The organism is Acinetobacter sp. YH12249 (assembly GCF_013417475.1).
GTDB lineage: Bacteria > Pseudomonadota > Gammaproteobacteria > Pseudomonadales > Moraxellaceae > Acinetobacter.
Window position 1 is genome coordinate 39,488 of sequence record NZ_VPDX01000005.1, and the last position, 19,426, is coordinate 58,913.

At 41.1% G+C, this 19,426-nt stretch carries 19 protein-coding genes and 1 other RNA gene; 11 read left to right on the plus strand and 9 right to left on the minus strand.

Going from position 1 to position 19,426, the window contains the following annotated elements; all coding sequences use genetic code 11:
* The first annotated feature begins 1,081 nt into the window (after positions 1–1,081).
* Entirely contained in the window at positions 1,082–2,125 is a 1,044-nt protein-coding gene (locus tag FTV25_RS04245; RefSeq protein WP_257218911.1) for an acyltransferase, read from the plus strand.
* 163 nt (positions 2,126–2,288) lie between these two features.
* On the opposite strand, the gene FTV25_RS04250 is transcribed toward FTV25_RS04245, so the two are convergent.
* The 3 genes from FTV25_RS04250 to FTV25_RS04260 all read right to left on the minus strand — a co-directional run bounded on the left by FTV25_RS04250 (position 2,289) and on the right by FTV25_RS04260 (position 5,045).
* The gene (locus tag FTV25_RS04250) at positions 2,289–2,528 is read right to left on the minus strand and encodes a DUF378 domain-containing protein (RefSeq protein WP_034703714.1); all 240 of its coding nucleotides are present in this window, start codon (positions 2,526–2,528) and stop codon (positions 2,289–2,291) included.
* A gap of 399 nt (positions 2,529–2,927) precedes the next feature.
* Positions 2,928–4,262 (minus strand): Xaa-Pro aminopeptidase, encoded by a 1,335-nt coding sequence (gene pepP, locus FTV25_RS04255; protein ID WP_180002309.1) that lies wholly within the window; start codon positions 4,260–4,262, stop codon positions 2,928–2,930.
* A 150-nt stretch (positions 4,263–4,412) separates the two neighbouring features.
* Positions 4,413–5,045: a UPF0149 family protein gene (locus FTV25_RS04260; RefSeq protein WP_180002308.1), complete on the minus strand. Its 633-nt coding sequence runs from the start codon at positions 5,043–5,045 to the stop codon at positions 4,413–4,415.
* Between the two features lie 65 nt (positions 5,046–5,110).
* Between FTV25_RS04260 and FTV25_RS04265 the strand changes: the two genes are divergently transcribed.
* The 5 genes from FTV25_RS04265 to lon all read left to right on the plus strand — a co-directional run bounded on the left by FTV25_RS04265 (position 5,111) and on the right by lon (position 9,679).
* Positions 5,111–5,668: a hypothetical protein gene (locus FTV25_RS04265; protein ID WP_004782884.1), complete on the plus strand. Its 558-nt coding sequence runs from the start codon at positions 5,111–5,113 to the stop codon at positions 5,666–5,668.
* Positions 5,665–5,952 carry a cell division protein ZapA gene (locus tag FTV25_RS04270; protein ID WP_005234746.1) on the plus strand — a complete coding sequence of 96 codons (288 nt, stop codon included), beginning with the start codon at positions 5,665–5,667 and terminating at the stop codon, positions 5,950–5,952. The genes FTV25_RS04265 and FTV25_RS04270 overlap by 4 nt, the downstream gene beginning before the upstream one ends.
* Before the next feature lie 97 nt (positions 5,953–6,049).
* Positions 6,050–6,234, plus strand: a non-coding RNA gene (ssrS, locus tag FTV25_RS04275) — 6S RNA.
* A gap of 289 nt (positions 6,235–6,523) precedes the next feature.
* Positions 6,524–7,105 (plus strand): 5-formyltetrahydrofolate cyclo-ligase, encoded by a 582-nt coding sequence (locus FTV25_RS04280; RefSeq protein ID WP_159123362.1) that lies wholly within the window; start codon positions 6,524–6,526, stop codon positions 7,103–7,105.
* Positions 7,106–7,252: 147 nt separating this feature from the next.
* Positions 7,253–9,679 carry an endopeptidase La gene (gene lon, locus FTV25_RS04285; protein WP_180002307.1) on the plus strand — a complete coding sequence of 809 codons (2,427 nt, stop codon included), beginning with the start codon at positions 7,253–7,255 and terminating at the stop codon, positions 9,677–9,679.
* A 65-nt stretch (positions 9,680–9,744) separates the two neighbouring features.
* Here lon and FTV25_RS04290 read toward each other — a convergent pair whose 3' ends face one another.
* Positions 9,745–10,704 carry a M28 family peptidase gene (locus tag FTV25_RS04290; RefSeq protein WP_180002306.1) on the minus strand — a complete coding sequence of 320 codons (960 nt, stop codon included), beginning with the start codon at positions 10,702–10,704 and terminating at the stop codon, positions 9,745–9,747.
* 155 nt (positions 10,705–10,859) lie between these two features.
* Here FTV25_RS04290 and rlmH point away from each other — a divergent pair, with 155 nt between their 5' ends.
* From rlmH to FTV25_RS04305, 3 genes are all read left to right on the plus strand, one after another.
* Positions 10,860–11,342 (plus strand): 23S rRNA (pseudouridine(1915)-N(3))-methyltransferase RlmH, encoded by a 483-nt coding sequence (gene rlmH, locus FTV25_RS04295; protein ID WP_180002305.1) that lies wholly within the window; start codon positions 10,860–10,862, stop codon positions 11,340–11,342.
* A 106-nt stretch (positions 11,343–11,448) separates the two neighbouring features.
* Complete coding sequence (locus tag FTV25_RS04300) at positions 11,449–12,225, plus strand: dioxygenase (protein WP_004782897.1); 777 nt, start codon at positions 11,449–11,451, stop codon at positions 12,223–12,225.
* Positions 12,226–12,364: 139 nt separating this feature from the next.
* Positions 12,365–13,147 carry an META and DUF4377 domain-containing protein gene (locus FTV25_RS04305; protein WP_180002304.1) on the plus strand — a complete coding sequence of 261 codons (783 nt, stop codon included), beginning with the start codon at positions 12,365–12,367 and terminating at the stop codon, positions 13,145–13,147.
* A 70-nt stretch (positions 13,148–13,217) separates the two neighbouring features.
* Here FTV25_RS04305 and gdhA read toward each other — a convergent pair whose 3' ends face one another.
* The gene (gene gdhA, locus FTV25_RS04310; RefSeq protein ID WP_180002303.1) at positions 13,218–14,561 is read right to left on the minus strand and encodes an NADP-specific glutamate dehydrogenase; all 1,344 of its coding nucleotides are present in this window, start codon (positions 14,559–14,561) and stop codon (positions 13,218–13,220) included.
* 347 nt (positions 14,562–14,908) lie between these two features.
* Here gdhA and FTV25_RS04315 point away from each other — a divergent pair, with 347 nt between their 5' ends.
* Positions 14,909–15,700 carry an RnfABCDGE type electron transport complex subunit B gene (locus tag FTV25_RS04315; RefSeq protein ID WP_159123332.1) on the plus strand — a complete coding sequence of 264 codons (792 nt, stop codon included), beginning with the start codon at positions 14,909–14,911 and terminating at the stop codon, positions 15,698–15,700.
* 4 nt (positions 15,701–15,704) lie between these two features.
* A complete protein-coding gene (nth, locus tag FTV25_RS04320; RefSeq protein WP_180002302.1) occupies positions 15,705–16,418 on the plus strand; it encodes an endonuclease III in 714 nt (237 codons plus the stop codon).
* 34 nt (positions 16,419–16,452) lie between these two features.
* Here nth and FTV25_RS04325 read toward each other — a convergent pair whose 3' ends face one another.
* The 4 genes from FTV25_RS04325 to FTV25_RS04340 all read right to left on the minus strand — a co-directional run bounded on the left by FTV25_RS04325 (position 16,453) and on the right by FTV25_RS04340 (position 19,387).
* The gene (locus FTV25_RS04325; RefSeq protein WP_180002301.1) at positions 16,453–16,662 is read right to left on the minus strand and encodes a hypothetical protein; all 210 of its coding nucleotides are present in this window, start codon (positions 16,660–16,662) and stop codon (positions 16,453–16,455) included.
* 82 nt (positions 16,663–16,744) lie between these two features.
* Positions 16,745–17,404 (minus strand): adenylate kinase, encoded by a 660-nt coding sequence (adk, locus tag FTV25_RS04330; protein WP_180002300.1) that lies wholly within the window; start codon positions 17,402–17,404, stop codon positions 16,745–16,747.
* 82 nt (positions 17,405–17,486) lie between these two features.
* Positions 17,487–18,803, minus strand: coding sequence for a membrane protein (locus tag FTV25_RS04335; protein WP_034170491.1), 1,317 nt, complete (start codon positions 18,801–18,803; stop codon positions 17,487–17,489).
* A 65-nt stretch (positions 18,804–18,868) separates the two neighbouring features.
* Entirely contained in the window at positions 18,869–19,387 is a 519-nt protein-coding gene (locus tag FTV25_RS04340; protein WP_034703685.1) for a hypothetical protein, read from the minus strand.
* Positions 19,388–19,426: the final 39 nt, after the last annotated feature.

Consider the following 19,426-nt stretch of genomic DNA (forward strand, 5'->3'; position numbering starts at 1 on the left):
AACTTGAAAAATAAAATAAATTTTTATATAAATTCAGCTACTTGCTTTTAACACGCATTTTCCAAATATTTCTATATTAAAAAGCTTCAAAATTTTGCTATTTGAGATCTGCCATCAAGTATCAGTTTTTTACTTTCTAAATGCTCATGTAATTTGAGCACCAGTTATCTTTGCCAGAACATCAGCAAGCCAGCAAAAATGTAAATCAGCGATTTGTTCTCAATCAATAGTGCAAGTGCTACGAATACGATAGCAAAGATGAAGGAACGGATTAAAGTCGCGATGTTTAATTTAGAAACGACAGTCTAAGTCGAGCTCAAGCAACTTATTAAGTATGTACTTTCTTACACCTCTCTTCTTATAATATTTTTAAAAGGTAATTGTTTTTAATTTCTAAATGATACAAAAACATGCTTATTTAATAATCAATCTTGTACTCTTTGACTTACAGCTATTCAAGTTCTTTACCCCTATTTTAGTTAAATGAATTTTCATATGATGATTACATCAGGAACAGGGAGTTCCACATAAGAATAACAATAGATAAGCACAAGGACAGTAAGGTACGACAGGAGTTATACCAAGCTAACCAATACGAAAAACCCCGGCAGGATGCCGGGGTTTTTTATTATTTAATGATTAAAAATTTGAAGATGATACTGAAGTTTCTAAACAGAAATCTTAGCAATCACTACTACCTATATCTTTCATCTACTTATAGAAAATTCCCAAATTTTGGTGTGAAGTTAATAATGTATACGTGATCTTTGAATTAATTCATCAATGGTTTCTGGAATTTCTTTTATTAAGCTGAGTACTTTTACTTTTTATTAAAATTTTGAAACATATTTTAAGCCGGTTAATAAATAATAATAATTAATAAAAAATTCATTTTTTACCAGTTTCTAAACTCTAGTGAATATTTGAGTTCCCTTAAAAATACGGCTACTTTTATATAAAACCAACCGTAATGATTTTAGATTAAATAATTAGTAATATTCACGGTCTTTCACTAGGTATATTTGTTAGACAAACATTGAGTATGGTAGTTTAAATTAAATACTTTAATAAAATAATAACTATGCTTTATTCAGTGCAATTTCTTAGGGGGATTGCTGCCTTAATGGTAGTTATAAGCCATACCTCCTTTAAAGGACAACAATACAATGTTGATACGCTTCAGTGGTATCACATAGGCGGTTCTGGTGTTGATTTATTTTTCATAATCTCTGGCTTTATTATGTGTTATACAACATATAATAAAAAAGTTAATTTTCTAAATTTCATGAGAAACCGATTCATCCGAATCATTCCTCTTTATTGGGTTCTCAGTTTTTTTGCTTTAATTGTATTTCTGATTTCTCCAAATCTTATAAATTCATCCGGTGGTGAAACTGGAATTTTCGAATCCTTCTTCTTAATTCCGAATGGCAGTAAATTTTTAATTAATAATGGATGGACCTTAAGCTATGAATTTTATTATTATTTTATATTTTCATTTTTCCTAATTTTTTTATTAAAAGACTTATATAAATATCTTTTCATCATTCTATATTTTTCAGTTGTGGTGGCTATAGGTTTAATACTCCAACCAAAATCTGAATTTCTGATGTTTTTAACCCATAACCTTCTGCTTGAATTCGCTTTAGGCGTTCTGGCATTTATCATTATAAAAAATACTAGTCTTTCCCGATTAATGTCTTTATTTATGATTCTTGTCGGGGCTTCCCTACTAGCCTATCAAAACTTTTATAAATTACCTGATTTCATCACCTTGAGATCATTAAAAATCGGGATCCCAATGTTTTTCATTTTTGTTGGATGTGTAGCTTTAGAGGACTTAATCACAGGAACAAAATCACTGATTTTAAGATTTTTTAATCATCTTGGAGATTCATCTTACTCTTTATATTTGATTCATCCTTTTACTTTAAGCCCAGTTGCTATGGTTTTAAACAAACTCAATATATTAAACCCTTACCTATTTAGCTCTATACTTATTACCTCTTCGATCTTGGCAGGCTCTATTACGTATCTAGTTTTAGAAAAAAGGTTAATTAAATTAGGCAAAGAACCATTTAACTTCTTTAGGTATTTTTATCCGGTCGATAGAAAAAACTTATAGATATTTTTTGATCTCTTTAGGCATTATCAAAAATTTAAATACTAAAAACGGAGCTTAAGCTCCGTTTCTGTTAAATGTCCTTTATATCTTTTAGATTAACTAATCTGTTATAGAAATCAGTTAATTAAAAAAATATAAATGACTTCAATTAACTTTTAGTCAGTTAACGTACTACTCGAGCTTGAGACTCATGATGTACATCACGTCGACCCAATTTTGTACCAGTATAGATCAGATACAAGGCAGACAAACCAACCAATACATAAATAATTCGAGATAGTGCACTCATTTCACCAAAGATGGCAGCGACTAAATCAAAGTTAAACGCACCAACCAGACCCCAGTTGATGCCACCAATAATCGCTAAAGCATAAGCAATCCAGTCAAGCGTATTTAGTCTCATCATTTTTCTCCTGCTCTTCTTTGAGTTTATTTAAGGAACAGGTCAAGTATGAGAATGAAATCGGAATTAATATGTTGCTTTGATGCTAAAAACTCAATTGCTATGTTGAATTCCTGTCATCTTATAATTCTCAATTTTAACAAAGTTAATTTTATTTGAATAAGTCGCGATTAACGTAAGTAAAAGTCTTTCATGTTTCTCGACAGTATCTTTGTTTTATGTAGCCATTGGATAATTTATTCCCTAAGAAATTATTTCATTTTTTCTTAAAATTTTATAAATACTCATTTTAATATCAATATATTAGAAAAATTAATTTCCTTAATGAGTCAATTTTTAGCTTTTTCCTATGATAATAAAAAAGCCGATGAGATCACCGGCTTTTTTTATATCTTTTATTTAAGCAGCACGTGCTTTGGCCATTAAGGCTTCAATATCTTCCACGGTTTTCACAACTTTTGCAGTTAAAACCAACGGGCCATTTTTGGTAGCAACTACATCATCTTCAATCCGGATTCCGATACCACGCCATTTAACATCTACAGTTTCATCATCTGGCGCAATATAAAGACCCGGCTCAACTGTCACGACCATACCTTCTTCATATGCACGCCATTCACCGTTGGCTTTATAAGTACCTACATCATGTACATCCATACCGAGCCAATGTCCAGTACCGTGCATATAGAACTGGCGGAAACTTTCCGTCTGGATAATTTCTTCAAGATCTCCCTGCATAATCCCCAGATCAAGTAAACCTTGAACCAGAATGCGAACCGCCACATTATGCGGCTCTTTATAAGAATTCCCGATTTGAACAGCATTGATGGCAGCAATCTGTGCATCCAGTACGACATTATATAAAGCTTTTTGTTCTGGGCTAAATTTACCATTCACCGGAAAAGTACGGGTAATGTCCGAAGCATAAAACTGATATTCACAGGCAGCATCAATCAGAACCAGATCACCATCCTTCAGCTCTTTGTCATTTTCCACATAATGCAGAATACAGGCATTTTCACCGCCACCAACAATACTGTTGTAGGATGGTACACAGCCATTTTTACCAAAGACATAATTCAGTTCAGCTTCTAAAGCATATTCCATCATGCCTGGACGAACTTTCTGCATAGCCAGTGTATGCGCTTCTGCAGAAATATCTGATGCAAGCTGCATCAGTTCAATTTCATTTTCATCTTTATGCAAACGCATTTCATCAACGATACGATCCAGCTGCATGATCTGTGCCGGTGCAGAAGTACCACGGCGGCTTTCACCACTGGCTGTTGCGATCCATTTAGCTACACGTGCATCAAATTCGGCATTGTGTCCAATCCGGTAGAAAAGCTTGTCTTTGTTCTGAAGCTTGGTGAGGATTTCCTCATCCAGTAGATCAATCGCATAGGCTTCGTCTGCTTCATAATCATCAACGGCGCCATCCACTCCGGCCCGGTAGCCATTCCAGATTTCCATTTCACGATCACGTTCACGGCAGAACAGACTATAAGTATAGCCTTCTTCTTCAGTATCAAAAGTTTCAATTACTGCAACTGCTTCAGGCTCAGCAAATCCGGTCAGGTAAAAGAAACTGCTGTCCGCGCGGTATTTATAATCTGCATCGCGGTTACGCAGGGCGACCGGGCTGGTGGCAATAATCGCGATACTACGTAATCCCATTTCCCCTGCGAGGATGTCACGACGTTCCTGAAAATCGGCTTGAGTCAGTTTCTTCATTACACCTTACTTCTTATCAATTGCTACTGTTATTTAAAATTTGGTCCTGAAAACAGGTCAGATTAATTTACTATCATCATGAGAAGGATCAGCAAAAAATATGCCGGTTTTCAGAACCGTTTTTTAATTTGTGTTTAGAACCGCTTGAACTTAACTCGGACGTTTCGGCGAGAAAATTTCAACTACAGATTGCGCTTCAGTTGCAGAAGCTGGAGTAGGTGCTTTTTGCGTGAATTTCTGCAATAAAGGTGTTTCTTCAACTTCTAATTTCTTACGGCCGACGGACAGGCTTACCGGAATCAGACGAACAAACTCATACAGCTCCTGATAGCTTTCTTCGCCTTCGGCATCGTCATCAGAATCTTCAAACTCGACTGCTGCAACATCTTGTAAATGTTCAATCAGTTCCATTTCATCATTGCGGATATGCCCTGAAGCCAGACCGAAACCAAGCACTACGCCTGCACACCAGTCAGCCAGTGCCTGAACGCGTTCAGCCAAGCTATGCTCATCATCTGGTAGTAATGGCAGATAATCCAGCTCATCTTCAGACAGCGCATGAAATATGTCTTCTGCCTCACCCGTTAACAATTCTAATGCTTCAGGGTTCAGTTCAGGAACATCTAGCGTTTCTAGAATCTGTACCCATTCATCATTTGAAGGTGCCTGAGTGACACAGACAATTCCGGTAAGCAAACCATGCAGTTCGCTTGGGCTAGAAATTTCTTCAATTGAGGAAAAATTGCGGTACCATTCTGACCAACCTGAAATATCGTCTTGCATTCGTTTATCCAATCTCTATACTGCTTTATATATTACCTTTGTTTGCAACACTGTGCGACCTCGATATGTTAGAAGAATTACAGCGTCTACAAGTGCATATTGGCGTTTTAAAAACGCGACTTGCACAACTTGAAAGTGAGAATACCAGTTTACGGGAGAAGCAAGAGGCTTCAAGCGTGCAACATGAAACTCAAATTGAACAAAAAAATAGCTTTATTGCGCAAAAACAACAAGAAATCCAGAATCTCAATCAGCAACTGACAGAATCACGTAACCAGTTTCAGCATTTAAACCAGGATGCTACAGCACTGGCAGATCGTTATAGCCGTCTGGAAAAAAGTTGTACTGATCTAAAGAACCGTTTTCAGGAAATTCTGGCTGAACGCAATGAGTTACGCGTGCTGAAAGAAAAGTTATTGCTGGAACAGCGTCATGCCCAGCAGGAAATTCAGCGGCTGAATCAGGAATCTGAACGTCTTACCCAGAAAAATGAAAATGCCAAAGCTAAAGTTGAAGCCATTATTCAACGTCTGGCGATTTTGGGAACAGCCCAAGATCAAAATGCACAGGAAATTCAGCAATTGGCCCATCCTACTGAAGTGACTGAGGAAGCTTCATCATGAGTGAACAAATCGCAATCGACTTAAAGGTATTGGGTCACAGTTTCCGTCTGGCCTCCACTGCGGATCAGCAGGATGAACTACAACGTGCAGCGCAATTACTCAATGAAAAATACGATGAATTTCGCCGTAAAGCACCCCGTATGGAACCAAGTAAACTGATCATTATGGTGGCACTGGAACTGATGCAGGAAGTATTGACGATGAATAAATCCCTACAACAATATGCGCACTGCGAACGTTTGTTACAAACTATTTTGGAAGAAGTTGAAGAACTAACTGAATAATCGAGTTTTTTGTTTAAACTTCGGTCGTTCGACTAAACTGTTTACAGTTCATGAACAGCATAGAGTTGCCACATCAGCATTATCGTTTATACTTAGTCTAACTCTGAGATGTTCGCCAGCGGGTCAGATTCCCCTGAGCCGATATTTAAATCTTAGGATTGAGTTCTGCATATTTAGAGTGTATGCCCATCCGGTATGGGAAACCCAGCAAGTATGCGTCTCGTCCACCTTGAACTTTAGGGTTCAAGGGTAATGACATGCAGCGGCATCCTCGGAGTGCTTCTATTTTTCTTAAAATATTTCATCATTTATCTTCTTTTCTAAAGCTCAAATTTATTATATTTTTCTTGGTTTAGCGTCCTATACCCGTATCTTTTTTCGTCTTTTAAAAAGTTGACTAGATCTAATTACAGATCAATCAATTAATGATTCGTGTTTTATTATTTTTAAAATTTAATCAAAAATTCATACAGATGCCTATAATACTCGTTATGTTGCTACCCTCTATTTAAGTTATGGCATTTTATTAATCTAATGCCTTAAAATCCTGAAGACCATATTTATGACGACGATGAATCTTTCCGAACTTCGCAAACAGCTACGTAAACAGCGCCGTCAACTCTCTCGATTTACCCAGAAACAGACTCAACAACGTATCCTGAATATGATTCGGACTTTGCCAGAATTTCATGCAAGCAAATCTGTGGGGGTTTATCTGGATGCTTTCGGTGAGGTTCGGACTCAGGCACTGATTGAATACTGCTTTAAGCACCATAAACGGGTTTATCTCCCCAATATTTGCAATATGAACCAGCAACTCACTTGGGTAGAAATCAGCCAGAATCAATATCGTTCCCAGCGTTTTGCTCATCATCGGTTGGGAATGCGTGAGCCCATGGCTACACGTGGTCTGCATGTCTCAAAACTGGATCTTTTAGTTATGCCACTATTAGCCTGTGATCAATATGGCACCCGAATTGGTATGGGTGGTGGCTATTATGATCGTACGCTGGCAACAGCACCGCACCGTCCTTTTCGTCTGGGGTTAGCACATGACTTTCAGCTGATACCACAGCCTTTAACCCGAGAAGTTTGGGACCAGCCTCTAGATGCCCTGCTTACGCCTACACTTTTACAACGTTTTAAGCGTTAAACAATGTATTTCCAAATACATAAGTACTTTAAAATCACATAATTAGTCATTTTTTATACAATTTAGTCGCTATAGCCCTTGTAATTTTTAAATTACCCATCACTATTAAAAACATGGCAACACCGTTGTCACTCATTAGGAGTGCCCATGTCTGAAATTATTATGAATCAAGAAACCTTAGAGCCTCAGGTTCCAAGTGTATTACCACTTTTGGCGCTACGTGATGTGGTGGTGTACCCACACATGCAAATTGCGCTATTTGTCGGTCGTGAAAAATCGATCAATGCAGTTGATGTGGCTCGTAACAGTGACAATCTAGTATTTGTAGTTGCGCAAAAAGATTCGCTTACAGAAGAAATTGATCACGACAACTTATATCAATACGGTACTGTCGCGAAGATTGTGCAAGTTGTGAATCACGAAAATGATGAAAACTGTATTAAAGTCCTGATTGAAGGACTGTATCGTGCCAAGCTCAAAACCATCATTGATGAAAATGAGTATTTGACTGCTGAGCATGAACTTAGTCCAATGACTGTATCAGTCGATGAAACAACTCAAGCTACGCGCTTGCAGGAGCTGCGTGCCCTGTTCGCTCAGTATGCTGAAGCAAAACTTCGTAATGCTCGTGAGCTGATTGCAGCTGCGAATAAAATCGAAGACTTGTTGCAATTGTTATTCTTCGTAGCGACCCGTGTTCCTTTGAATATCGAAGTGAAACAGAAATTCCTGGAATACGACGAGTTCGATGCACATTTAACTGAGTTGATGACTTATTTATTGCAACAGTCTGAAGAACAGCAGATCGAACAGACTTTGCATGACTCTGTTAAACGCCAGATGGAAAAAAACCAGCGTGAATACTTTCTGAATGAAAAAATGAAAGTCATTCAGCGCGAGCTTTCCGATATGAATGGCGGTGCGGAAGATGACGTTGCGGAAATCGAAAAACGTCTGGCTGAAGCTGATCTGCCTGAGCATGTGCGCAAAAAAGCAGAATCTGAGTTCCGTAAACTCAAAGCAATGCAACCGGCCTCTAGCGAAGCTGCAGTAGTTCGTAACTATCTGGAAGTGATTCTGGATACCCCATGGAACAAAGCCAGCAAAGTTAGCATTAACCTGAATAAAGCGCAGGAAATCCTGGATGCCGATCACTATGGTCTGGACGATGTCAAAGACCGTATTGTGGAATATCTGGCGGTTCAGTCTCGCGTGAAAAAATTACGCGGTCCAATCCTGTGTCTGGTTGGTCCTCCAGGTGTAGGTAAAACTTCCTTGGGTGAATCGATTGCCAAAGCGACTGGTCGTGAGTTTGTCCGTATGGCCCTAGGTGGTGTACGTGACGAAGCAGAAATTCGTGGTCACCGTCGTACCTACATTGGTGCGATGCCAGGTAAGATCGTGCAGTCATTGACCAAAGTTGGCGTGAAAAACCCGCTGTTCTTGCTCGATGAGATCGACAAGATGGCTCAAGACTACCGTGGTGATCCAGCTTCTGCAATGCTTGAAGTACTTGACCCATCACAGAACAGCAAGTTCAACGATCACTATCTTGATCTGGACCTTGATCTGTCAGAAGTGATGTTCATCTGTACTGCCAACAGCATGAATATTCCTGAGGCCCTGCTGGACCGTATGGAAGTGATTCGTCTGCCTGGTTATACCGAAGAAGAGAAAGTTAACATTGCTGATCGTTACCTTGTTCCTAAAGCAATTAAGAACAATGGTTTACGTGCTAAAGAGTTGACTGTGCATGAGGAAGCGATTCGTGACATCGTGCGTCGTTATACTCGCGAAGCCGGTGTTCGTAATCTTGAACGTGAAGTGTCTAAAATTGCACGTAAGGTAGTGAAAGAAGCGGTTAGCAAGAAAGCTAAGAATCTTCAGGTTGAAGTGAATGCGGGTAATCTTCCAGACTACTTGGGTCCACATAAATTTGACTACGGCATGGCGGAAGAAGAAGCTCAAATCGGCCGCGTAAACGGCTTGGCTTGGACTTCAGTGGGTGGTGAGTTACTGACTATTGAAGTTGCAGCAGTACCTGGTAAAGGTAAATTCATTACCACCGGTTCACTTGGTGATGTAATGAAAGAATCGATTACCGCTGCCATGACTGTCGTTCGTACCCGTGCGGCTGAGCTAGGTATCGAAGCGTCTCGCTTTGAAGAAACTGATGTGCACGTGCATTTACCAGAAGGTGCGACTCCGAAAGATGGTCCATCTGCAGGTTTGGCACTGACCACTGCTCTAGTTTCTGCATTCACCGGTATTGCGATTCGTCCAGATATTGCGATGACAGGTGAAACCAGCTTAAGTGGCCGTGCAATGCGTATCGGTGGCCTGAAAGAGAAACTGCTTGCTGCGCACCGTGGTGGCATTAAACTGGTGTTCATTCCACAGGAAAACGTTCGCGACCTTGCGGAAATTCCTGAAAATGTAAAAGAAGGCTTAGAAATCAAAGCTGTGAAATCGATTGATGAGATTTTACCTCTGGCTTTGATCGATATGCCGAAAGCACTGGTGAAACCACCAATTGTGAAAGCAAGTGAAGAAGCTAAAGCTGCACGTCATTAAGACCTAAAGGCTTTGAAAAACACCCTGCTCTGGCAGGGTGTTTTTGTATTTAGGCGAGGATAATTTTAAAGACGAATCACCATATCGACCAAGCCATTCACGACCTGAGCCATCTTGGTCAGATCCAGTTTATCTAAGGTATCCTGCTCGGCATTGTAGTAAGGATTACGATAATGCGCTGTGTCTGTAATCAGCATAGTTGAATAGTTAAACTTGGCATAATTCAGATAACCAGAAAAATTCATGTCCTGAGCGAATGCCGGACTGACAAAACGCTGACAGTCCAGACGCTTGAAACGTTGCATGGACGCACAGTAATCTCCTGTCAAACCGGCCGATGCCAAATGTCCAATCGCAGCAATAAAGTTTCCATGTCGGGGATAGATCCATTTCAATCCTGTCGGATAGGTCTGCACCAGATTTTCATCATAATAACCAATAGAATCCAGAATAATGACACCTTTCACTTTTTGTTTCTGGGCCTTTAATGCTTTGGCATGTAGATAGCTTCCCATATGTTCAGTCTTGAAATAGGGTGGCTCCTCCAGTGTATAGAAAGCAAACTCGATATTATGTTTGAGTTTTGACTTTTGTAAGGCCAATAATCGAGCTGTTTCCAGTACCCCTGCTACACCGGAAGCATTGTTATCTGCTCCATACAGATCACTAAAGACATCATAATGCGCACCAATAACCAGTTTGGTTTTGGCTTTGGCATTCAGTTGACACACCACATTTCTATAGCTTAGGCTATTTACAATATAGTTTTGAAATTGGCAAGGAATGCCAAGCAGACGCATCTGTTCCTTGAGCCATGCTGAGACCCGGTTTAATTCACTGGTATTTTTAAAATTCCGGTATTCATCTACACTGATAATCTGTTTGATAAACAGTTCCAGATATTCTGGCTGTGCCTGTTTGGAGGAAAAATTTGCAGGCGCAGCAAAGCTCATGCCTGAACTGGTTAAACCGAGAATAATTAGTAGAAAAGTACAATATCTTTTAATAATGAAACTGGTCCGCATTTCTTATTATCCATTCCTTTATTATCAAGCGGATACTTGAATCATGTATATTAAAGCAACATTAAATTCATGATTTCAATTTCAATTTGTTTCCCTAGCTCAACTTCGTGTTGTTTGATCGTTATAATGAAGTATCTAATTATTGATCCAGTTCTATGAAAATCCGTATCTTAACCATCGGCCAGAAAATGCCGGCTTGGGTGCTGACAGGCTTTGAAGACTATTTCAAACGTATCCAGCCTTTTGTACAGACTCAGGTGGTTGAATTGCCCATGGCGAAACGGGGCAAAAACGATTCTGAAGCCGATATTCTGAAATACCGGAATGTTGAAGGTGACAGTATTTTAAATGCCTTAAAACAGAATGAAGTCCTGATTGCACTAGAAGTCGGTGGCCGTGAGTTTAGTACGGAAAAACTGGCTGAAACCATGAAAGGCTGGATGCTGGAAGGTCATGATATTGCCTTGGCGATTGGTGGGCCAGATGGCCATTCTGAAGCAGTCCGAAAAGCAGCAGCCTGGCATTGGTCCCTGTCTAAACTCACCTTGCCACATCCGCTAGTCCGTGTAATGCTGATTGAACAACTGTATCGCGCCATGAGCATCAACCATAATCATCCTTATCACCGTGCAGGCTGATCTGTTGATGCGTTCTGATTATGCAACGTTTTGTTGAACAATCCCCCCTGCCTTTGCTTCTCTTTTTATTGCATGATTAAAACATTGAATTAATGTGGTTTGACTTATGAACTTACAGACTTTGCCCGGCTTATTTATTTCTCATGGTTCCCCTATGCTCGCGCTCAATCCTGAGCAGGTTGGCCCGGCATTGCACCGTTTAAGCCTGAATCTGCCACGTCCAACTGCCATTATTGTTATGTCGGCACATTGGGAAAGTGAAGCTCTGGAAGTCAATACAGGTATTCGTCCTGAAACCTGGCATGACTTCCGTGGCTTTCCACCTGAGTTATATGAGTTACGCTACCCTGCTCCCGGCAATCCAGAGCTGGCTGAGCAAGTCTTGGGCTTATTGGCCAATGCCGGGTTCTCTGCACATGCCAACAGCACCCGTCCACGTGATCATGGCGTCTGGATGCCGCTCTTACATATGTATCCAGAAGCAGACATCCCGGTGGTTGAAATTTCTTTACCAATGTCGATGAGTGCAGAAGAGATTTACAAGATTGGCCAGACGTTGGCGCCACTTCGTGAGCAGCAGGTTTTTCTGATCGGGTCAGGGAGCATTACCCATAATTTGCGTGAATTGTCCTGGCAGGGAAATAGCGATGAAGTTCCGGAATGGGCATCGACCTTCCGTAACTATGTGGCCAATAAATTAACCCATAGCGATTTTGATGCCGTTCTGGACTGGCAGTCTATTCCTCAGTTAAAACGTAATCACCCAACGCTGGAACACTTTGCTCCACTGTTCTTTGCCATGGGCACTGGAAACCGTTTCAGTATCGTGCATAGCAGCTTTACGATGGGCGCTTTGGGAATGGATATTTACCGTTTTGACTGACAGTAAACTTCAACCATTTAACATCCGACTTTTTAATTTGGATACATTTTGTTAGCAAAAGCTACGTTTTGTATCCATATTTTTTGTTAATCTCTTGATTATAATCACGTTGAAACTTTAGCACATAGAATATAAACCAATGAAATTCAGTATTTTTGCGCTTGCCCTATTCCCTTTGGCTTTAACTGCATGTCAATCTTCTCATCTTCCTGCCGCTTCAGGAGATACAGCTATTTCTACTCTATCCACCACATTAAAAACGCCTACACAAATTTTACCCGCTTATACCTGGGAACTTGATCGTGGGCTGCAACGCCCGATTGTTCTGAGCTTTGATCAGCAAGGCAGACTGAGTGTAGCTTCTGGCTGTAATGGCCTTGGCACGAGCTGGACTGTTAAAGATAATACCCTGAGTACTGGTGACATGATGGGTACCATGATGGCGTGTGATGCACCATTAATGGAACAGGAACGTTTTATCAGCCAGCTTCTGCAAAAGCGTGATATTCCGTTTAGTCTGGATCTAAGTGATGCCAATCAGCCAAAACTGAGTATTACTACAGCTGATGGTCAAAAATATGTCTTTACCGGAAAAATGACACCGGAAACCAAATACCAAGGTCAGGCAGAAACCATTTTCCTGGAAGTTTCGCCACAGACTAAAGCCTGTACGGGTGTAGCTCAGCAAACCTGCTTACAGGTGAAAGAAATCAAATATGATGAAAAAGGTTTAAAGACTCAAGTAGATAAAGACTGGACTTTATTTTACGATCAGATTGAAGGTTTTCAGCATACACCGAATGAGCGTCAGATTATTCGGGTAAAACGTTATGAAATCAAAAATCCGGCAGCTGACCAGTCTAAATATGCCTATATATTCGACATGGCTGTAGAGCGTGAAACAGTCAAAGGCACTCTTTAAAGATAAAATCTGAACATAAAAAAACCGAGGCATTCACCTCGGTTTTTTTTAAGCTTAAACTAAGTCAGACTTAGAATACGCCTTGAGAAAGCATTGCATCAGCAACTTTTACGAAGCCAGCGATGTTTGCGCCGTCTACATAGTTTACAGTACCGTCTTCTTTAGTACCGTATTTCACACAGTTGCGGTGAATTTCTTTCATGATCGCGTGCAGACGCTCGTCAACTTCTTCGAAAGTCCAGCCTAAACGCAATGCGTTTTGAGACATTTCAAGACCAGAAGTTGCTACACCACCGGCGTTAGATGCTTTACCTGGAGCATAAAGGATTTTCGCTTCAATGAATTTCTCAACTGCTTCAAGTGTAGAAGGCATGTTCGCGCCTTCAGCAACACAGATTACGCCGTTTGCAAGAAGCGCTGCTGCATCATTCGCATCAAGTTCGTTTTGAGTCGCACATGGAAGCGCGATATCACATTTGATACCCCAAGGACGTTGACCTTCAAGGTATTCAAAACCGTGTTTAGACGCGAATTCAGAGATACGACCACGTTTAACGTTTTTCAGTTCCATTACTTCAGCAAGAAGTTCTTCAGTGAAACCGTCTTTAACGTGAACAGTACCTGCAGAGTCAGATAGAGAAACAACTTTAGCACCCAGGAACATTGCTTTTTCAGCAGCGTACTGCGCAACGTTACCAGAACCAGAGATAGTTACCACTTTATCTTTGAAGCTTTCGCCACGAGTTTTCAGCATCTCTTCAGCGAAATACACTGTACCGTAACCAGTTGCTTCTGGACGAGCCAGAGAACCACCGAAAGTCAGGCCTTTACCAGTGAATACACATGAAGTGTCATTGCTGAGTTTTTTCATCATACCAGCCATGTAACCAACTTCACGGCCACCCACACCGATATCACCCGCTGGGATATCTGTATTAGAACCAAGATGACGATAAAGCTCGATGATTAACGCTTGGCAGAAACGCATGATTTCGCCTTCTGATTTGCCTTTAGGGTCAAAATCAGAACCGCCTTTACCACCGCCCATAGGCAATGTAGTCAGGGCATTTTTGAAAGTTTGCTCGAAACCGAGGAATTTCAAAATAGAAAGGTTCACTGACGGGTGGAAACGCATACCACCTTTGAATGGACCAATCGCTGAGTTGTACTGTACGCGGAACGCACGGTTAACCTGTGTTTGACCTTGGTCATCTACCCAAGCAACACGGAACTGGATCGCACGCTCAGGTTCAACTAGACGTTCTAGTAAACCATGTGCTGCGTATTGTGGATTCTTTTCAATGAATGGCCACAAACTGGTCATCACTTCTTCTACAGCTTGAAGAAATTCGGGTTGATGTGCATCACGTGATTTTACGTAATCTAGGAACTCATTAAGTGTGTTGTATTTCAACGCTTAATCCTCAGCAGAAAATGGATCAAAATTGGTCAAATTTACAATCAATGTTAAATTTTGGCGCAAAATATTAAATATCTTTTGTAACTAATCTACAATACTTTTTTTAAAAATAGTTTAAATTTAATTTGATAACAATTATTTATATTGATTATGAATATTTTTTCTGTGTGCTTAAATGCCAATTGAATCAATGCTTAATTGTTAATTTATGCCTGATAATAATGCACAAAGTGACCTTTAATCGTGCATAACTTAGTTCCTTAAAAACATGTTAAAATTGTTAAATTGACATATTTTGTTTCATTCACTCTAAGGCTCAGTCCGAGCAGCCTAGGTTATTCATGAATTCGCAGATCTCTCTAGTCCAGTCTATTGATGCTTTATTGCCCCAAACCCAGTGCGGTTTATGTGGTCATCGTGATGGCTGCTTGCCCTATGCTCAATCCATTGCTGAGGGCGAAGATGCCAATAAATGTGTACCGGGTGGACAGCCCGTCGCTGATGCTCTGGCAACATTGTTAAATCGTTCTAAACTGCCCGCTGAAGAAAGTGTCTGGCCCATTCAGACGGATGGTCGTCCTCAGCGCATGAAAGCCATCATTCGTGAAGATGAATGTATTGGTTGTACCAAATGCATCAGTGCCTGTCCGGTCGATGCGATTATTGGCTCAGGCAAATTGATGCATACCGTGCTCACTGACTTGTGTACCGGCTGTGAACTCTGCATTTCGCCTTGCCCGGTAGACTGTATTGATCTGGTCGAAGATCTTCAGCCTTTGCCAACTGAAGCTCAGCGTATTGCTGAACAGGATGACTTGCGTAAACGTTACTATGCGCATATTCAACGCGAAGAAAAACGTCGCATTGACCGTAAGGGCCCTGTCGTTCGTGCCGAGATTAATACTGCCCTATTTGCCCAGTTCTCTGCTCAGGTCGATCAGGTTCCAGCCATTGAAATCGTGAAAAAACCAGCAGATGAAGTGGTTACACTTGATGCCAAAACCACGATTGAACTTGCAAAATTACGTACACAAATCAAAAAGTTAGAAAAACAGCTTTCGGTCCGTGAGGATGCACGCAAACGTCTGCAACTTGAAGAGCTGATGCAGCAATTACAGGCTTTACAGGGATAAGATCATGACTACAGTAACAGCTAAGCCTGTAAAAAACATGACTAAAAAACAGATTCAGACTTTCTTTGAGCGCCTGCGTGAACAGCGCCCCAATCCGAAAACCGAACTAAATTATTCCAGCCCATTTGAATTACTGGTTGCAGTGACCTTGTCTGCCCAAGCTACGGATGTAAGCGTCAATAAAGCCACGGATAAACTGTTTCCGGTCGCCAATACACCGGAAGCCATTTATGCACTCGGTGTGGAGGGGCTGAAGGAATATATCAAAACGATTGGCCTGTATAATTCCAAAGCTGTGAACGTCATTAAAGCCTGTGAAATGTTAATCAAGAAGCATAACAGCGTAGTACCGGACAATCGTGCAGATCTGGAAGCTTTACCGGGTGTAGGACGCAAAACGGCGAATGTGGTACTAAATACCGCCTTTGGCCAGCCCACCATGGCTGTAGACACGCATATCTTTCGTGTTGGTAACCGTACCGGGTTGGCGGTGGGTAAAAACGTGCTTGAGGTCGAGCATCGTCTGGTCAAAGTGATTCCAAAAGAATTTATTATTGATTCACATCACTGGCTGATTTTACATGGTCGCTATTGCTGCATTGCACGTAAACCGAAGTGTCACGAGTGTGTAGTCGCCGATGTCTGTAACTGGCCAGACCGTTTTGAATTTGGCGCAGGTCGCGCAATTCCGGTGAAAAATATTGAAGCTGAACGCTAGGTTCAGCTTTTTAATTTAAGTACTCGAAAAGTTTTTATTTTTTATTTTGCTCAGCCTGTTCTTGCTTGCGCTTTTGCTCAAGCTCTGCCTGTAATTTAGGATGCAGCTGACGCTCAGGCACCTTACCCGCATTTTCAGCACGTTCTTCCTGGCGTACTTTTTTTAACATCTTAAAGCTCACATAGAACAGCGCAAACAGTACTGCCAGAAATACAATCATCAATCCCAATACAGCACATTTCACAGCAGATCCTTTTGAACAACGCAATAAAAAGAGCCCTAATATGACTTAGGGCTCTTTGAAAGTCAAAATGATCGGAAACCGATTATTTTGCTTGATCCAGAATCGTGAAAAGATCTTTTTGAACTTCTTCGATTGGACGTAGACCATTTAACTTGTCATAAGTCGGTGCATTTTCGCCTGAAGCTGCACGGCCTTGATAGAAGCCAACCAGCTGTTCAGTTTCAGTGTGGTATGAACCTAAACGGCGACGAATAGTTTCTTCCTGGTCATCTGGACGTTGTACCAGATCTTCACCAGTTTCATCATCTTTACCTTCCACTTTTGGCGGGTTGTAAACGATGTGATAAACGCGACCAGACGCCGGGTGTTGACGACGACCAGATAGACGTTGAACGATTTCTTCATCCGGCACATCAATTTCAATTACATGATCAATTGCAATGCCTTCTTTTTCCAGCGCTTCAGCTTGAGGAATCGTACGTGGGAAACCATCAAAGATGCAGCCATTTGCACAGTCAGGTTGTGCAATACGCTCTTTGACCAGACCAATGATTAATTCATCAGAAACCAAACCGCCATTGTCCATGACGCTTTTAGCTTGTAGACCTAATTCAGTTCCTTCACGAATTGCAGCACGGAGCATATCACCGGTTGAAATTTGTGGGATATTGTAGCGCTTACAGATCAACTGAGCTTGTGTACCTTTACCTGCTCCAGGTGGTCCGAGTAAGATAATGCGCATATATAAACATCCTCATTTTTTAACTATGTATAAGATACCCAGCTTCACACGACCAAAACGTGTGCTGCTCTTTGGCATCTAATTATAAGAAAGCCACAAACAAATGGATTAAACCCGCAACAAAACCGGTAACTCCCCCCAGGACAATCAAGATCCATTCATCTTCCTGAAAAGCAGGACGTAATAGATTCTGAAACTCGTTAGGCGTCAAATCACGTATGCGGTCTCTAAACATTTGATAGATCTTCTGTGCACGGCTCGCATTAAACGCAGGGTCGCTTACAGGCACCATCGTAATTTCAATCGAGCGATCGATCAAGTCTGTCTTGAGTTTTGCATACTCTTTTGGTCCTAAAGACAACTGTAAAGAGGTCCGAACCAGCGGTGTTTCCATAATTTCGTTAATATGACGTTTGACAATACGGCGGGTTTTATCTTTTTTACCACCATACATCATTTCTGTCATGATTGATTTTAGCGTAATCAGATCTTCTGTGACCACACTTGCAAATACGTCAGAAACTTCCTCCTGACGTTTCATAAATGCGCCTTGTATGTTATAGGTGCCAATTCTTGGAATTACCGGCTTAATCCAAGGGAATCTATGATCGGCTGTACGCTTAAAGAATTGCGGGTATTTAATATAATGCGGTTCTACCGGATTAAACACCATCCAGATCGCAATCCAGTTAGTCAGGAAGCCCCAGATAGCCGCCCAGAACGGTACGGTCCAGTGCCATGGCACTACAAACCAGACCACCATCTGGAACAGGCCAAAGAACATCCCGATCAGGGCACTGATATGCCAGATAAAGTTGATTTCTTTCTGTCCGACTTTCAGGAACATGCGCACCATTAAACGGCGATCGCCTTCCATTTGACTGACCACCATGTCGCGCATATCGACCAGTGACTCGACGTTCATGGTCAGTTCAGTCACTAATTCTTTTAATACCTGTGGCAGCTGTTTATGAGCTTGGGCATAAATACGGCGCTTGATTGAATAAGGCAAGTTTTCCCACAGCACCGCATTACGGTCCATCATGACTTCATCAATCAGATGTTCCAGTTCAAAACCGACCTGTTCCCCGATAATACGTGCCATATCATCCGGGTCCATTGCCTGCAAGAACTCTTGGATAGAACCCAATTTAGACAAGGTATTATCCGTGATAATTCCTGAGATTCTTCCAGCTTTACGCGGCACAATACCTTGCCAGCCAACAGGAACAGGCCCGACATGAAAACCCCAAAAATTAATTGGATAAAACACCATTTTTAGCGCCATCCACACGTGAGCCCATGTTACGAATGCGGTCACCGGGATAATGCTGAGCACTGCCCAAAAATCTGGGCGATTCAAGAAGGCTTGCCACAATTCATTGACGTACTCAAGCATGCATAAATTCCATATTTAATTTTTTGTTCACAGAATACAGGTATTAATAAAGTTGAATATTTTGTCTATAAACCGATACTTAAAGTATAGGAGAATTGTAGTCTGGGTTCAGTTTCGGCTACAACGCGACCATTACTGTCCTGTAATTTCTCCCCCGCCCCAATACCGATACTAAAACTGCTGATCCGTTCTGAACTAAGCAAAACATACGCCAGATCAATGCCCCCACCTAAACGGCTTTCGTATTTGCCATCAACCTGTTTGCTATCGATATGACCGGCATAAGCCCCTACATAATAACCATTTTTGTCCTTGCCGGTGAGGTGTGCAGGATAACGAAAGCCAACTTGTGCTCCAACTGTACGATCATCGTTGAGAAAAGCACCACCTTTCACATAAGCAATCCCATAAGGATTCACCCATTCAGTGTTTAGATGGATAAGTTTCTGGGTAAAACCGACCCCAACATTAAATGCTTTAGGCTCACGATCCTCAGTTCTGTTTGTCGTATTATTCACTTGATCATGTGCATATACCCCATTTGCAAAGAATGCAAATGCCAACAAAGGGTAAACTTTGTTCATTCCTTCACCATCTTCCTTAATTATAGTTTTTGGTAGAGT

Bases quoted from the DNA above. Each gene is read 5' to 3' on its own strand.
- FTV25_RS04245 (WP_257218911.1), top strand. From the start codon at position 1,082: ATGCTTTATTCAGTGCAATTTCTTAGGGGGATTGCTGCCTTAATGGTA.
- FTV25_RS04250 (WP_034703714.1), bottom strand. From the start codon at position 2,528: ATGAGACTAAATACGCTTGACTGGATTGCTTATGCTTTAGCGATTATT.
- pepP (WP_180002309.1), bottom strand. From the start codon at position 4,262: ATGAAGAAACTGACTCAAGCCGATTTTCAGGAACGTCGTGACATCCTC.
- FTV25_RS04260 (WP_180002308.1), bottom strand. From the start codon at position 5,045: ATGCAAGACGATATTTCAGGTTGGTCAGAATGGTACCGCAATTTTTCC.
- FTV25_RS04265 (WP_004782884.1), top strand. From the start codon at position 5,111: ATGTTAGAAGAATTACAGCGTCTACAAGTGCATATTGGCGTTTTAAAA.
- FTV25_RS04270 (WP_005234746.1), top strand. From the start codon at position 5,665: ATGAGTGAACAAATCGCAATCGACTTAAAGGTATTGGGTCACAGTTTC.
- FTV25_RS04280 (WP_159123362.1), top strand. From the start codon at position 6,524: ATGAATCTTTCCGAACTTCGCAAACAGCTACGTAAACAGCGCCGTCAA.
- lon (WP_180002307.1), top strand. From the start codon at position 7,253: ATGTCTGAAATTATTATGAATCAAGAAACCTTAGAGCCTCAGGTTCCA.
- FTV25_RS04290 (WP_180002306.1), bottom strand. From the start codon at position 10,704: ATGCGGACCAGTTTCATTATTAAAAGATATTGTACTTTTCTACTAATT.
- rlmH (WP_180002305.1), top strand. From the start codon at position 10,860: ATGAAAATCCGTATCTTAACCATCGGCCAGAAAATGCCGGCTTGGGTG.
- FTV25_RS04300 (WP_004782897.1), top strand. From the start codon at position 11,449: ATGAACTTACAGACTTTGCCCGGCTTATTTATTTCTCATGGTTCCCCT.
- FTV25_RS04305 (WP_180002304.1), top strand. From the start codon at position 12,365: ATGAAATTCAGTATTTTTGCGCTTGCCCTATTCCCTTTGGCTTTAACT.
- FTV25_RS04315 (WP_159123332.1), top strand. From the start codon at position 14,909: ATGAATTCGCAGATCTCTCTAGTCCAGTCTATTGATGCTTTATTGCCC.
- nth (WP_180002302.1), top strand. From the start codon at position 15,705: ATGACTACAGTAACAGCTAAGCCTGTAAAAAACATGACTAAAAAACAG.
- adk (WP_180002300.1), bottom strand. From the start codon at position 17,404: ATGCGCATTATCTTACTCGGACCACCTGGAGCAGGTAAAGGTACACAA.
- FTV25_RS04335 (WP_034170491.1), bottom strand. From the start codon at position 18,803: ATGCTTGAGTACGTCAATGAATTGTGGCAAGCCTTCTTGAATCGCCCA.
- FTV25_RS04340 (WP_034703685.1), bottom strand. From the start codon at position 19,387: ATGAACAAAGTTTACCCTTTGTTGGCATTTGCATTCTTTGCAAATGGG.